Origin of the sequence: Odoribacter sp. N15.MGS-14 (assembly GCF_000980245.1) — a bacterium.
Classification (GTDB): Bacteria; Bacteroidota; Bacteroidia; order Bacteroidales; family Marinifilaceae; genus Odoribacter; species Odoribacter splanchnicus.
In genome coordinates, this window is the sequence record NZ_LARE01000016.1 from 1 (window position 1) to 14,304 (window position 14,304).

Below are 14,304 nucleotides of genomic sequence, written 5' to 3' on the forward strand. Positions count from 1 at the left end.
CAAAGAATTGAACCACTACCTGACTCATTATATGAAACGGAACGGATTCCGGACATGGCCGATGGAAGAGTTAGCTGCCGTTTCCTTCAAAGAACATGCCGCTGCCGTGGAAGAGATGGAAAAAGAATTGAGCGGATTACTCGACAAAGCGGCTCTCCAGGAAGATAAAGCCGTCATCACCTATCTGCGTAACGACCTGTATTCCTCCATGCTGAATCTGAAACAACGGTATTGCTGGGCTGTCCGGGAAATCAACAAGGTGGCTATGGATCAGGATCCCGATTACGTCGCTTTTAACCGGGGGCTGGATCTGAATGACGAAGCCTGGCTGGAAAGGGAAAAAGATCAGGATATCACGGGGTATCCGGGGTTGGTAGACGGCAGAATCCGTTGGGAAATGGCTGTACAGCAGGATTCCCGTGCCAATACAGAATTAAATGCCGCTGCCTATATGGAGTGGGCCCGGAAGTTGATCAGTAACGAACGGGTGGCTAATTATTTTGTCAACCGTATAGCCTACCGGTATTTCAATTCCGGAGGAAACGACAAACTGGAAGAGATTTACAAGACTTTCCTGCAATGTTCAACCGATTCCGTTGCGATAGAAGAGATCGGTAACAAATACAAAGAGATCCGGGCCTTAGGGAGTGGGACTACAGCTCCTGATTTTGAAATGAAAGATGAAAACGGGAAAATCTACAGATTGTCCGACTTCAAGGGGAAATTGTTGTACATCGATATCTGGGCCACCTGGTGTGGGCCTTGTTGTCAGCAGATTCCCTTTATGGAAAAGAAATACCGGCAATACAAAGACAATCTCAATATCGAATTTATCAGTATCTCTGTGGACCATGAGATCGGAAGTTGGAAAAAAAAGGTAAAGGAAGATCGGCCGGCTTGGAGACAGTTCATTGCGGACCGGGGAATGCGGTCGGATTTATGCAAAAGATACGGTATATCGGCCATCCCCCGTTTTTTACTGATTGATCCGGCCGGACAGATCATTACAGTGAAAGCCCCGCGGCCTTCCGATCCCAAACTCGACACCTATCTGGAAAAATACGGAAATTGATACCAGCAAATACGCACTTAACTCCCCCACGATTCCCGGTCCAGGCTTCGGTATTGAATAGCCTCCGCTATATGTTGCGGCAGGATATGGTCCGAACTTGCCAGGTCGGCAATTGTCCGGGAGAGTTTGATAATCCGGTCATAAGCCCGTGCAGAAAGTCCGAATTTCTGCATCGCCATTTTTAATAAAGAAAGGCATTGTTTATCCAACGGACAAAAGCGTTTCAGCAGAGGCGGGGACATTTGGGCATTACAGTAGATACCCGGATAATCTTTAAAACGCTCCGTTTGAATGTTGCGGGCAGTGATCACCCTTGCCCGGACTACGCTACTAGGGTCGGCTTCTTGTATTCCGGCAATTTTTTCCAGTTCTACCGGGACAACCTCGATATGTATATCGATCCGGTCAAGCAGAGGACCCGAAATTTTGGATAGATAATGCTGGATCGCACTTCCCGAACAGGTACACTCTTTAGTCGGATGGTTATAATAACCACAGGGACAAGGATTCATGGAAGCGATCAGCATAAAATTGGCCGGATAATCGACACTGTAGCGGGCCCGGCTGATGGTAATTTTCCGGTCTTCCAGGGGCTGGCGCATAACTTCTAAGACATTGCGCTGAAATTCAGTGAGCTCGTCCAGGAAAAGAACTCCGTTCGTAGCGAGAGAGATTTCACCGGGACGAGGGAAAGATCCTCCGCCGATCAGGGCTATCGGAGAGATTGTATGATGGGGTGAACGGAAAGGCCGGGTCGTAATCAGCGAACAATTCCGGGATAGTTTTCCCGCGACGGAATGAATTTTTGTGGTTTCCAGCGACTCTTCGACAGTCATCGGAGGGAGTATTCCCGGTAAACGCCTCGCAAGCATCGTCTTCCCCGAGCCGGGTGCTCCTACCATCAGAAGATTGTGAGCACCGGCGGCTGCAATTTCCAAAGCCCGTTTGACGGTTTCCTGCCCTTTCACATCTTTAAAATCATAAAGAAGATCGTTGGTTACTTCCGATAGGGTCGGATCGAAGGTGAACGGTTCTGCCTGCTGTTTGCCGTTCAGAAAATCGGTGACTTCCCGGATATGGGAGAAACCATAGACGTGTATACCTTCGACTACAGCAGCTTCGTTTGCATTTTCCAACGGCACGATAATGCTTTTGAAACCCTCGCTCCTGGCATTGATAGCGATAGGAAGTACCCCTTTTACCGCCACCAAACTTCCGTCGAGTGATAATTCTCCCAACATCATAAAATTCTCCAGCCCTTCGGGCGAGAGTTGTTCGTTGGCAGCCAGAATACCGATACAGAGTGGGAGATCATAAGCAGAGCCTTCCTTTTTGACATCGGCAGGAGCCATATTGATGATTACCCGCTTGCCCGGAATCCGGGAACCGATCTCCCGCAGGGCCGAATCGATCCGTTGCTGACTTTCTTTTACCGCATTGTCCGGTAAGCCCACAATGATAAATTTAGCACCGTTCAGGATGTTAACTTCCAGAGTAATGGTTGTGGCCTCGATTCCATTGACGGCACCACTAAATATCTTCACTAACATGACACCGCAGATTTAAGATTAAGTGTATGTAAGTTAAGATAATTTTACAATAAATCAAAGTGAAAATCCTGATTTTTATCTTCGGTCTCGAGCACTGCTTCCCGACCGTCGAAACTGGCGAAACTATAATAGGTGATCCAGTCCCCTGTGTTGATATAGCGGCTGCTTGGCGAGAGAGTAAAATCGATAGGCAGATGCCGGTGTCCGAAAATGAAATAATCGAAATGTTGTCCTTGCAGCACTTCCCGGCAAAAACGGACGATCTCTTCTTTTTCCGCTCCCCGGAATGCATCGGCTTCGATTTTGCCGTTTTCCAGACGGGAATGCGACGACCATTTCCGCGCAATCAGGATTCCGATATCCGGATGTAGCCATCTGAAACACCGTTGTAAAAAACGGTTGTGAAAAATACGGTAGAGAAATAGATATCCTTTATCCTGTGGGTTCAGTGCATCGCCGTGTCCGATCAGGAAACGCTTACCGGCTATCCTGAAAATTTCATTGTGAGTATGTAGGATCACTCCGCATTCTTCCGGGAGATAACCGAATGCCCAGATATCGTGATTACCCGTAAAGAAATGTACAGGTATGCCCTGGTCCGTAAACTCGCATATTTTGGCCAGAAAGCGGACATGTCCTTTGGGTACTGCCCGCTTGTATTCGAACCAAAAATCGAAGATATCCCCGAGCAGGAACAACTCACTACAATCCGGACGGATGGTGTCGAGCCAACGGATCAGGCGGTTTTCCCGTTCCCGGTCATTATCCAATACAGGAGCACCCAGATGGACATCGGAAACGAAATAAACCTTTTTTCCAGCCTGGAGCCGGAGGGTATGTTCTGTAAGGGGGATTCGCTCACTGATTTTCATCGATTCTGCCTCTTTCTCGCTCTTGGGGTGAGTGATTTTAAATTATTTTAAAAGGTCGTTCAAACGGTCTTCCAGGCGTTGGCCTGCCAGATTTTTCCCGACAATTTCAAATTTAGGGTTGATAATATAATTGGCAGGTACATGTTGTATGTTCCACATCTGAGCAGCACGGCTTTTCAAACCATCCGGATCCCAGACACAAATCCAATTGATATCCAACTGTTTTACGAGACTTTGCCAGGCAAGTTTGTTCGGATCCAGACAAACCTGATAAATCTGAACTCCCCGGTTTTTAAATTTGTTGTAGATCTTTTTCATCTCTTGAATATAGCCGACTCCGTCTTTGCTGTTCAAGACAGTAAAATCGAGCAGTATATATTTCCCTTTCAGCGAACTAAGGGCAATGGTGTCCCCCTGTGCATTCGGAAGATGGATTTCCGGCAGTGATCCTTCGCTGTTGTTGATCAATTGTTTTATTTTCATGTTTTGAATCGCCTTGTTGATCTGGTCTAAATGATTCAGGATCGCTTTCGTATATTGCGATTCCGGGTACATCGCTTTCATCGAAGAGGCGACGACTTTATAAGAATGCAAATCGTTATCCGGATTCAGGATGAAATTATCCTGATCGAATTTCTGATACAAGGCATAATAGGAAGCCGGCGAAATGGCATGCTTCAGGATAAAATCCTTCGAAAAGTTAATTTGTTTGTTCACGACCGAATCCCAGGCGGCTGCAATTTTTTGACGTTCGCTGGTCGCTTCGGCAGGAAGGGCGGCAAAGCTTTTCTTCAGCGAATCCATCATGACATGAGTATTGTTCAGTTGAAAATTCAGCAGCTTTACCCAAAGGGAATTTTCAGATCCGTCTACCCAGTAATTCTGGGAAAGTCCGTTCAACGTTCCGCTTAATTCGATATGATCTTCCGGTTCAGCAATGAAAGTAATAAATTCCTTCGGACCGATTTTTACATTATAGAAAGTGGGGAGGGAGGTTGTTGTTTTAAAGGTGAAATGTCCGTTCCGGTCGGTTTTTGTCGAGTCGATGATGACAGCTTGATCGACATTCAACTGCTCCAGGTACACTTTTTGATTTTCAGCTTCCTTGATCTCTCCGGTAATTTTAACATTATTTTTATTTGTACAGGCTGCCAATGCAAGTAATACAAATACAGACGACCGTATATTTCTTCTCAACATGATGAAAAAGGTTAGTTATTACTAGATTTTAATCGTACGAAAATACAATTTTTTTCGACTAGGACAAAAGGAATCTATTAGTTAAAATTCTGTCAAGAATTATTTCTTTCTGTTGCTTTCTAAAGGAAAAGAATATATTTGCAAACGATGTTGAAATTGGGCAAACAGATATTGCATACGTTAGTGCTGCTTATTACCGGGATGGCATTGATTGGAGTGAATGTAACTCAGTCGGGTTGCATTCATTCGGACCGCACATATCTCGAAGTCAGAGTCCTGCCTGCAGAGAACACATGTCCTTGCGAAGAGGGATGTGGCTGTTGTCAGGAGGAACGGCAATTTTGTAAAGATTGTTGTCATGCTTCTTCCCGTCATGATTTTTATAAAGTGACTGATTCTTCATTGGTAGAGCGGGTTTTACAAATGCAACTTTCCGTATTTACCTTACCTGAATGCGGTTGGGAGATGACGATGCAGATTCTTGCTGTGCGGGACGGAAAGGATGGCTTTGCTTTTTACCGGAAGTTTCCCGGGATTCCGCCCTCATTGGAATCGTTGTGTACTTTTCTTTGTTAAAACCTTTTGCCGGTCAGTCCTGACTATGGATTTGGATAAGGTGTGTTGTCATTTTTAATCTTCAATCATAAGGTAAATAGTGTAAAAATGAAATTGTTCAGTTTAATGGTACTGTTATGTGCCTCTCTGGGAGGATATGCCCAGGATATAAAGGGACGGGTGGTCGAGCAGGAGAATGGAAAAAAGGTCGGTTTGCCGGGTGCCAATGTCTATTGGGCCGGAACGACAGACGGTGTAGTGACGGATGCTGAAGGGCATTTCAAAATCAAATGGAATAAATCGGGGCGCTTGGTCGCCAGCTTTATCGGGTACCGGACCGATACGCTTACGGTAAAACGCACGGATAAACAGGTCGAGATCGAATTGGTGGCAGGAGAAGTACTCGATGAAGTGAAAGTGGTCACCCGGGGAAATACGACGATTATGAGTACCCGAGGGCCTCTGATCGAACAGGTGATCACCGGCGAAGAATTGTGTAAAGCAGCTTGTTGTAATCTGGGAGAGAGTTTCACTACCAATGCTTCGGTAGATGTGGCATATGCCGATGCTGTGACTGGGGCGAAACAGATCCAGTTGTTGGGGCTGACCGGTAAATATGTGCAGATGATGACGGAGAATATGCCCAATTTTCGGGGGATTTCGGCATTATACGGATTGAATTATGTCCCAGGCCCTTGGATGAGCGCTATCTCGGTTTCGAAGGGGGCCGGTTCGGTAATCAATGGCTATGAAGCGATTGCCGGACAAATCAGTGTCGATTATAAAAAGCCTGCTACGAGCGAAAAGATTTTTGTCAATGCCTATGGGAATAGTGAAGGGATGATCGAATTCAATGCCAATACAGGCATCCGTCTGAATGACAAGTGGAGCACAGCCATCCTGGCTCACGGGGATTGGCTGACCATGGAACACGATGGAAACCACGATGGCTTTTTGGATATGCCTAAAACGACCCAATACAATGTGATGAATCGCTGGCAATATAAGACCGATACTTGGTTTTTGCAATTCGGAGGGAAGCTCCTCGACGAAACCCGCCTGGGAGGGCAGAAAGGATTTAGGAAGGAAATGCGGGGTAGCTATGGAGAGGGTACTTTGTATGGGATCGGCATCGACTCTCGCCGGTATGAAGGCTTTTTGAAGTTGGGTTATCTGATGCCGCAGTACGAGAATACCAGTATGGCGATTTTGGTGAATTATACCGATCACGATCAGGATTCATATTATGGCGCCCGTGATTATCAAGCCCGTCAGCAGACTGTTTTTTCTAACTATATTTTTCAGTCTATATTCGGACAGAATGAAAATCAGAAATATTCTGCGGGGTTGTCCTTTAATTTCGATCGTTATGATGAATCCTTCAACGACTATTTAGTGGGTTCCGGTCAAAAGACGGCAACCGTAGATTTCGATCGTAACGAACGGGTAGGAGGGGCTTTTTTCCAGTATACCGGACTTTTCTGGCAAAAATTGACCGTAATGGCCGGACTGCGTTATGACTACCATAATATTTTCGGTAGTTTTGTAACTCCCCGTTTACATCTGGCTTATGCCCCCGACGATTTTACGATGTTGAAGGTGTCTGCCGGTCACGGTGCCCGGACAGCCAACATCCTGGCCGATAACAGTTATCTGTTGGCTTCTGCCAATTCGGTATATGTCAACGATAAATTGTTGGCAGCCCATCCCGAAGAATTAGATCGTTTGGATATGGAAAAAGCCTGGAATTTCGGAGTACAGTTGAACCGCAAATTTCTCTTGTTCGACCGTATACTGAATATCAACCTCGATTATTACCGGACGAACTTTACCGATCAGGTCGTGGCCGATAATGAGACTCAGGTAGGAAAAGTCAATTTTTATAACTTAGACGGTGATTCTTACTCCAATTGTTATCAGGTGGAAGTGAAATACGAATTGATCCCCCGGTTCGACGTTTTGGGTGCTTATCGTTACAATGATGTGAAGACCACGATGGGCGGCCGTCTGTTGAGGGCTCCTCTGCAAAGTAAATACAAAGGCTTGTTGAATTTGTCATATTACACCAATATGAAGAAATGGCAATTCGATTTCACCACTCAATTCAACGGTCCGGGACGTATTCCCGTTCCTGTGTCAGAAAATTCAGGACAAGCGGATCGTTTCGATTCTTTCCGTATCATGAATGCCCAGATTTCCAAGTTTTTCCGTAAATGGAGTATTTATGCCGGATGTGAAAATATCGGTGATTTCACCCAAAAACATCCTATCCTGGCTGCCGACCGTCCCTGGAGTGACGCTTTCGACTCTTCGAAAATTTGGGGTCCTGTACACGGACGTAAATTTTATCTCGGCCTTCGCTTCGGATTAGATCGGGAATAATATTGTTTTATTAACTTTGATACATAAATTTAAAACTAGGAACCATGAAAGTAGTACGATTAGTTTTGATAATGGTAGTAGTATTGTCAGCTGCCATGAGTGTAAATGCTCAGAAAAAGAATGAGAAAACCGTCATTTTTAATGCTAACCTGCATTGCGAATCTTGCAAAGCAAAAGTAGAAAAGAATATCCCTTATGAAAAGGGAGTGAAAGACCTGAAAGTGGATATGAAAACTCAAACCATCACAATCACTTTCCGCGAAGACAAAAATACCACCGAAAACTTGCAGAAAGCCATCGAGAAATTGAACATCGAAGTGAAAGGAATCGAAGGAAATAACACTTCTGCCAAAACCCAAACCGGCGAAAAGTGTGAAAAATCCTGTTGTGAAAAAGAGGGGAAAACGAAATAAAAATAAAGAAAAAGGGGCAGACTTTTTAGTCTGCCTCCTTTCGTAATAACTCAATCCGGAACTTAGATATCCAGATATTTTCCTTCCTTGTCAAAAGCGGCAAGGGCTGCATTTACAGAAGGGGTATCTTCTTTATAAGTGACTCCGAACCATTTAGCCGTTGTTTTCAGTACCCTTACATCGGCAATTTGATCCTTGATCATTTTATCCACTACTTTGGGAATATAAAATTCTGATCTCAGATTATCTTTGTTAGCCGGGTAAAATTCGACGAACTGTCTTTCGATTTCTTCGAAAATTTTAGGAGTAAAGGCCCAGAAATTCATAGATACCAGATCGTCGGCATTCAGTGTTTTTCCGGTCTCTTCGTCTTTGATGCTTCCGTCTGCCTGTCTGCCGATTTTCGTACATTCCGTAACGGCAGTCAGGTGGTGATGGCTGTCGGTTTCACAGATCCCTCGTGAAACAGTGCCGTTTTCCGATAGGGTAGAAGCCAGACGGTAACCGACCAGGCCGAACTCTTGGTCCGTTGCTTCGTTGGCCAGGAAATCGTGGGCTTTTACAAAAGCATCGCTACCGTAAAAATCATCGGCATTCAGGGCGGCAAAAGGTTCATCGATTACTTCTTTGGCACTCCAGATGGCATGTGCCGTACCCCACGGCTTCTCGCGCTCGATGGGCGGCATTCCTCCCGGTAGTTTATCCATACTTTGATAGCAATAAGCGGTTTCTACCAATCCTTCGGCATATTTCCCTACAAAATCGATAAATTCTTTGGCGAAACTTTCGCGGATAACGAAAACGATCTTATCGAATCCCGCATGAACTGCGTCATAAATGGTATAGTGCAGCAAAGCCTTCTGGTGCGGTCCGAGAGGAGTAATCTGTTTCAGACTTCCGAAACGGGAACCCATGCCGGCTGCCATCACTAAGAGTGTAGTTTTTCTTTTCATGATTATACTATTTTTATAAGTGTCAGTGTTGTGAGCCGACAAAGTTATAAAAAGATTAAAGATTTAACCTAAAATTCATTTACGAATCTGCCGTTCCGGTCTGGTAAATTTTATTTCAGAGAGTCTCCGTGGTCGTGCTTATACCGGGTAAAAACCTCCATTGCTTCATATTCGGCCATACCCAAACGGTTGTACAAATCCGCTGTATTCCGGTTACGGTCTTCCGCCCGTTGCCAGAATTCACGCGGATCATCTCCCGGAAATGCCGGTCCGTTGTTTTGTGAACCGTGTTTGTAGATCGCTTTCCGTTTGATAGACAATTCTGCCGGACTGATCGGAACCGCCATGTCTACTTTTTCTACTTCCCATTCCATCCACGCGCCGCGATACCACCAGGTGTTACAATCTTTAAACCACTCGTCCCGGTCGATGATGTTGTAGGCACGGAGAATCGCATCCAGACAGACTCCGTGTGTCCCGTGCGGATCGGCTAAGTCACCCGCAGCATAGATCTGATGGGGTTGTACTTTCCGTAAAAGATCGACGATAATATCGACATCGGCTTGCGATAGCGGGTTCTTTTTCACTTTCCCGGTTTCATAGAAGGGGAGGTTCAGGAAGTGTACCCGTTCTTCAGGGACACCGATAAAACGGCAGGCTCCGCGGGCTTCTGCCCGGCGAAGGGCGGCCTTGAATTGCAATAGATACCGTGCTTCCTCGTCTCCCGGTTTGCGGTTAGCGATAGCTTGTTTTATTTGTAAAAATGCGTTTTCCATGGCCGGTAAATCCCCGTCCACCAGTTTAGTAAAAGAGGTGGCGATATCCATTTGCTGATAGATATAATCGTCGAAAACAGCGATGCTGCCCGAGGTTTGGTAAGCGACATGCACTTCGTGACCTTGTTCTACCAACCGGGCAAAAGTACCTCCCATAGAGATGACGTCGTCGTCTGGATGGGGACTGAAGATCAGGATTCGTTTAGGATAAGGATAGGCTCTTTCGGGACGGGTAGAATCATCTGCATTGGGTTTGCCTCCCGGCCAACCTGTAATGGTGTGTTGCAGGTCGTTGAATACCTGGATATTTACTTTATTGGCCGAACCGAAAGTCTTGATCAGATCGGTCATCCCATTGTCGATGTAGTCTTTGTTTTCTACTTTCAGGATCGGCTTTTTCACTTTCTGGCACAGCCAGATGACGGCTTTTCGGATCAGCTTGTCGTTCCATTGTACTTTGCTGACCAACCAGGGTTGATTGGCACGCGTCAGTTCTTCGGCTGCACTTTCGTCGATGACGAACTGTACGTTCGGATGTACTTGCAGAAAAGTGGCAGGGACAGCATCCGAAACACTACCTTCGACCGTAGCTTTGATGATAGAAGCTTTTTTCTCACCCCAAGCCAGGAGTATTACTTTCCGGGCTTTCATAATCGTACCCACTCCCATGGTAATGGCGCGGGACGGCACATTTTCCATGCCGCCGAAATCTCCTGCAGCATCCTTAATCGTCAGATCGTCTAAATATACCATCCGGGTTTTCGAAGTCAGCGGCGAACCGGGTTCGTTGAAACCGATGTGGCCTGTGCGGCCGATTCCGAGCACTTGAATGTCGATACCTCCGGCGGCCTCGATCTGCCGTTCGTATTCCTTACAAAAGTTTTCTATCTCTTCCGCTTTTAAGGTTCCGTCCGGAATATGAATATTTTTCGGGTCGATATCAATATGGTCGAATAAGTGATGGTGCATGAAATAATGGTAGCTTTGCTCCGATTCTTTAGGCATAGGCAGGTATTCGTCCAGATTGAAACTGACTACATTTTTGAACGACAGGCCTTCCTCACGGTGCATGCGGACCAGTTCTTCATAGAGTTTGATCGGAGATGAACCGGTCGCTAATCCGAGGACACATTTTTCGCTTTTATCCGCATTCGTACGGATCAGATCGGCAATTTCCCGGGCTACCGCTTTGACGGCTTCGGAAGGTTTTTCATAAATCCGGACCGGCACTTTCTCGAAACGGTTGGCGCCTTCTCCTTTCGCTATATAGTTTTTGGTGATCATAAGGTTGGGTTTAAATTTATAATGTCAACTTACAAAGTTAATAAAACTTTGGTATTTTTCATGTATCCGGGAGCGGCTTTGATGATGAAGCTGTTTTTCTGTGAAAGAATGAGGGCGTTAACGTTTTCACTTTCCCGAAATTACACAAATCTTCCTTTCGTGTTTGAAATTTAACAAAATGAATTATTTTTGATATTATGCGCTACCTTTGTTCGTACAAACGAAACACATACTACTGACAATTTATATACAACTGACCCATGAAACCCGCCTTCGGGCGGGCTTCTGATTTAACCTATATCTTATGAAAGCAAAAGACGTTTTGACAGAATTGAAAAGGCGGTTTCCCAACGAACCGGAATACCACCAGGCAGTAGAAGAGGTATTGAATACCATCGAAGATACCTATAATCGGAATATCGAGTTTGAAAAAAGCAATTTGATCGAGCGGCTCTGTATTCCCGATCGGATTTTCTCGTTTCGGGTGACCTGGACAGATGATCAGGGAAATGTGCATACCAACATGGGCTACCGCATCCAGCACAACAATGCTATAGGTCCTTACAAAGGAGGAATCCGTTTCCATTCCTCCGTGAATTTATCTATTTTAAAATTCCTGGCTTTCGAGCAGACCTTTAAAAATTCACTGACTACTTTACCGATGGGAGGGGCTAAAGGTGGTTCGGATTTTAATCCGAAAGGAAAATCGAATGCCGAGATTATGCGTTTTTGTCAGGCCTATATTTTGGAGTTATGGCGCAATATCGGACCCGGTACGGATATTCCGGCAGGGGATATCGGTGTCGGTGGCCGGGAGGTTAATTATATGTACGGAATGTATAAAAAACTGGCGAGGGAAAATAGCGGAACTTTTACGGGCAAAGGCCTGGAATCCGGTGGTTCTCTGATCCGTCCCGAAGCTACCGGTTATGGGAATGTATATTTCCTGTTGGAGATGCTGAAGACCCGGAATATAGAGCTGAAGGGCAAGACCGTAGCCGTCTCGGGGGCGGGAAATGTGGCCCTTTACACAGTACAGAAACTGAACGAGCTCGGCGCAAAGGTGGTGACTCTGTCGGATAGCAGCGGTTATATTTACGATCCCGAAGGGATCGGTGCTGGAAAGTTGGAATATATGATGGAGTTAAAATTGTTCTACCGGGGAAGGGTGAAGGAATATGCCGATAAGTACGGTTGTAAATACGTGGCCGGAGGTCGGCCGTGGGGGGAGAAATGTGATATCGCTATGCCCAGTGCCACTCAGAATGAGCTGAACGGTGACGAAGCCCGTACTTTAGTTGCCAACGGTTGTGTGGCGGTGTCCGAAGGGGCGAACATGCCCTCTACACCCGAAGCGATTCAGGTCTTTCTCGAAAATAAACTGTTGTATGCTCCCGGTAAAGCCGCCAACGCCGGCGGAGTGGCCACTTCGGGTCTCGAGATGTGTCAGAATGCACAGAAAATCAGCTGGACACGCGAAGAAGTCGATCAGAAACTAAAGGAGATCATGCAGTCTATCCATGCGCAGTGTGTGAAATACGGTACCCAGCCCGATGGTTACGTCAACTATGTCAAAGGAGCTAACGTGGCCGGTTTTATCAAAGTAGCCCGCGCGATAATGGACCAAGGCATTTTATAAAAGGTATAAATTCATCATAAGAACGTAAGTATAATTTTTTCTTTCTATTCCGATTTCGGTTTTTATACCGGAAGACCGGTTCGCCTGGACCGGTCCGTTAAGGCTTTCCTTCACTGACCGGCGGAACTCCTCGCAAGCTCGTCAGACACCGCCGGTCGGGCGTTCAGAAAAAGTTAGACGACCGACAGAAGCGACCGGGTCACCAATTCCGATCACCGGAGACGAATAAGTACCGAATAATTCTACCGTTTTTTTGGTTACGACGGTTTAGACATAGTTTTTGAAAGCGTTGTAACTATGTAAACGGTACGTTTTAATTCGGTTTATGATACCATGTTCCGCTCCTGACCGGTGGCCTTAAAAAAGGATTCGCAGGGTCCGGAAGACTTTATGGATTTTACAAATTGCTTTCTTGTTTCCCCGCCAACTGTCCGCAGGCGGCGTCGATGTCTTTCCCTTTGCTGCGGCGTACGTTGACCACCATGTTACATCCTTCCAGAAACCGGATGAAGGCATCCCGGTTTTTGTCCGGACTGTGGTGAAAACCAGAACCTTCCACATTGTTGTATTCGATGATATTGATCTTGATCGGGAATTGGCGGCAATAGAGGGCCAAAGCTTTTGCATCTTCGAGGCTGTCGTTGATATCTTTCAGAAGCAAATACTCGAAAGTCGGACGGGTTCCTGTTTTTTCGACGAAATATTTCAGGCTTCCTGCAATCTCACTCAAAGGATAGGCTTTATTCACCGGCATAAGGAAAGTGCGGGTGGTTTCTTTCGCTGCATGTAGAGAAAGCGCCAGATTAAAACGCACTCCATCGTCTGCCAATTGCCTGATTTTTTCCGGGATACCGGCTGTAGATACCGTAATCCGGTAGGGTGACATGGCTAATCCGTCCTGGGCCGTAATCCGTTCTATCGCTCTGAGGACCTGCTCGTAATTCAGTAAAGGTTCGCCCATTCCCATGAAAACGATATTGCTCAATGGTTGCCCCTGGGCTTCCGCTGCCTGCTGTGCACGGACCACCTGTTCGAAAATTTCGCCGGCCGTTAAATTACGTTTAAAACCCAGGGTACCGGTTGCACAGAATTTGCACCCCAGCTGACAACCCACTTGTGAAGATACACAGACCGTGAATTTTTGATTTCCGGGAATCAGTACGCTCTCGACGATTTCGCCGTCAGTCAGCCGCCAGGCTGTTTTTTCGGTGCCGTCGCTGGCTGTCTGCACCTGCTGCGGAAAGAGGGAATCGAAGAAATAATGCCGGCTTAATAATTCCCGGGTAGCCTTCGATAAGTTGCTCATCTCTGCGAAATCCGTCACCCCTCTTTGCCAGATCCATTGCCAGATCTGTTTTGCACGGAAAGCCTTCTCGCCTTGTGCGGTTAAAAAGTCGCTTAAATCCCGTAAAGATTCTTCTCTGATATTTTTTTTGTTACTTGTATCGGCCATAATCTCGTTATTATATAAAATCAAAATCTCTCACCTCACAAAGGTATCGTATTTTGCTATATTCTTCTCCTTCAGCCTTCCAAATCTTTTCTTCCTGTTCTTTTTTCTGTCCCGGTTTTTTCTTTTCCTCTCTCCTGTTAAAATAAAGTGAAAAT

Annotated in this window: 11 protein-coding genes; 5 read left to right on the forward strand and 6 right to left on the reverse strand. The window is 45.9% G+C overall.

Annotated features, from left to right (window positions below; translation table 11 throughout):
* Positions 1–1,072, forward strand: a 1,072-nt coding sequence (locus tag WS34_RS15440; RefSeq protein WP_286693640.1) for a TlpA family protein disulfide reductase, incomplete at its 5' end; no start/stop codon positions are given.
* Positions 1,073–1,089: 17 nt separating this feature from the next.
* Here WS34_RS15440 and WS34_RS05365 read toward each other — a convergent pair.
* The 3 genes from WS34_RS05365 to WS34_RS05375 are packed head-to-tail and all read right to left on the reverse strand — an operon-like array spanning position 1,090 to position 4,694.
* A complete protein-coding gene (locus tag WS34_RS05365; protein WP_046403618.1) occupies positions 1,090–2,622 on the reverse strand; it encodes a YifB family Mg chelatase-like AAA ATPase in 1,533 nt (510 codons plus the stop codon).
* Between the two features lie 44 nt (positions 2,623–2,666).
* Positions 2,667–3,494, reverse strand: a complete 828-nt coding sequence (locus WS34_RS05370; protein WP_046403620.1) for a UDP-2,3-diacylglucosamine diphosphatase — start codon at positions 3,492–3,494, stop codon at positions 2,667–2,669.
* Positions 3,495–3,536: 42 nt separating this feature from the next.
* Complete coding sequence (locus WS34_RS05375) at positions 3,537–4,694, reverse strand: TlpA disulfide reductase family protein (protein WP_046403623.1); 1,158 nt, start codon at positions 4,692–4,694, stop codon at positions 3,537–3,539.
* Positions 4,695–4,841: 147 nt separating this feature from the next.
* Here WS34_RS05375 and WS34_RS05380 point away from each other — a divergent pair, with 147 nt between their 5' ends.
* From WS34_RS05380 to WS34_RS05390, 3 genes are all read left to right on the forward strand, one after another.
* On the forward strand, positions 4,842–5,270 hold the full coding sequence (locus WS34_RS05380) for a hypothetical protein (protein ID WP_022161205.1): 429 nt from the start codon (positions 4,842–4,844) through the stop codon (positions 5,268–5,270).
* A gap of 87 nt (positions 5,271–5,357) precedes the next feature.
* Positions 5,358–7,631 carry a TonB-dependent receptor gene (locus WS34_RS05385; RefSeq protein ID WP_013612453.1) on the forward strand — a complete coding sequence of 758 codons (2,274 nt, stop codon included), beginning with the start codon at positions 5,358–5,360 and terminating at the stop codon, positions 7,629–7,631.
* Positions 7,632–7,675: 44 nt separating this feature from the next.
* On the forward strand, positions 7,676–8,044 hold the full coding sequence (locus WS34_RS05390; protein ID WP_046403626.1) for a heavy-metal-associated domain-containing protein: 369 nt from the start codon (positions 7,676–7,678) through the stop codon (positions 8,042–8,044).
* 62 nt (positions 8,045–8,106) lie between these two features.
* Here the strand turns inward: WS34_RS05390 and WS34_RS05395 are convergent, their stop codons facing one another.
* Complete coding sequence (locus WS34_RS05395) at positions 8,107–8,997, reverse strand: nucleotidyltransferase family protein (RefSeq protein ID WP_013612451.1); 891 nt, start codon at positions 8,995–8,997, stop codon at positions 8,107–8,109.
* Between the two features lie 110 nt (positions 8,998–9,107).
* The gene (nagB, locus tag WS34_RS05400; protein ID WP_013612450.1) at positions 9,108–11,057 is read right to left on the reverse strand and encodes a glucosamine-6-phosphate deaminase; all 1,950 of its coding nucleotides are present in this window, start codon (positions 11,055–11,057) and stop codon (positions 9,108–9,110) included.
* A 304-nt stretch (positions 11,058–11,361) separates the two neighbouring features.
* Between nagB and WS34_RS05405 the strand changes: the two genes are divergently transcribed.
* Positions 11,362–12,696 carry an NADP-specific glutamate dehydrogenase gene (locus WS34_RS05405; protein WP_022161201.1) on the forward strand — a complete coding sequence of 445 codons (1,335 nt, stop codon included), beginning with the start codon at positions 11,362–11,364 and terminating at the stop codon, positions 12,694–12,696.
* A gap of 397 nt (positions 12,697–13,093) precedes the next feature.
* Here WS34_RS05405 and rlmN read toward each other — a convergent pair whose 3' ends face one another.
* A complete protein-coding gene (rlmN, locus tag WS34_RS05410; protein ID WP_013612439.1) occupies positions 13,094–14,149 on the reverse strand; it encodes a dual-specificity RNA methyltransferase RlmN in 1,056 nt (351 codons plus the stop codon).
* Positions 14,150–14,304: the final 155 nt, after the last annotated feature.

What these genes read in the sequence shown, in the direction of transcription:
- WS34_RS05365 (WP_046403618.1), bottom strand. Translation starts at nt 2,622, where the DNA reads ATGTTAGTGAAGATATTTAGTGGTGCCGTCAATGGAATCGAGGCCACA.
- WS34_RS05370 (WP_046403620.1), bottom strand. Translation starts at nt 3,494, where the DNA reads ATGAAAATCAGTGAGCGAATCCCCCTTACAGAACATACCCTCCGGCTC.
- WS34_RS05375 (WP_046403623.1), bottom strand. Translation starts at nt 4,694, where the DNA reads ATGTTGAGAAGAAATATACGGTCGTCTGTATTTGTATTACTTGCATTG.
- WS34_RS05380 (WP_022161205.1), top strand. Translation starts at nt 4,842, where the DNA reads ATGTTGAAATTGGGCAAACAGATATTGCATACGTTAGTGCTGCTTATT.
- WS34_RS05385 (WP_013612453.1), top strand. Translation starts at nt 5,358, where the DNA reads ATGAAATTGTTCAGTTTAATGGTACTGTTATGTGCCTCTCTGGGAGGA.
- WS34_RS05390 (WP_046403626.1), top strand. Translation starts at nt 7,676, where the DNA reads ATGAAAGTAGTACGATTAGTTTTGATAATGGTAGTAGTATTGTCAGCT.
- WS34_RS05395 (WP_013612451.1), bottom strand. Translation starts at nt 8,997, where the DNA reads ATGAAAAGAAAAACTACACTCTTAGTGATGGCAGCCGGCATGGGTTCC.
- nagB (WP_013612450.1), bottom strand. Translation starts at nt 11,057, where the DNA reads ATGATCACCAAAAACTATATAGCGAAAGGAGAAGGCGCCAACCGTTTC.
- WS34_RS05405 (WP_022161201.1), top strand. Translation starts at nt 11,362, where the DNA reads ATGAAAGCAAAAGACGTTTTGACAGAATTGAAAAGGCGGTTTCCCAAC.
- rlmN (WP_013612439.1), bottom strand. Translation starts at nt 14,149, where the DNA reads ATGGCCGATACAAGTAACAAAAAAAATATCAGAGAAGAATCTTTACGG.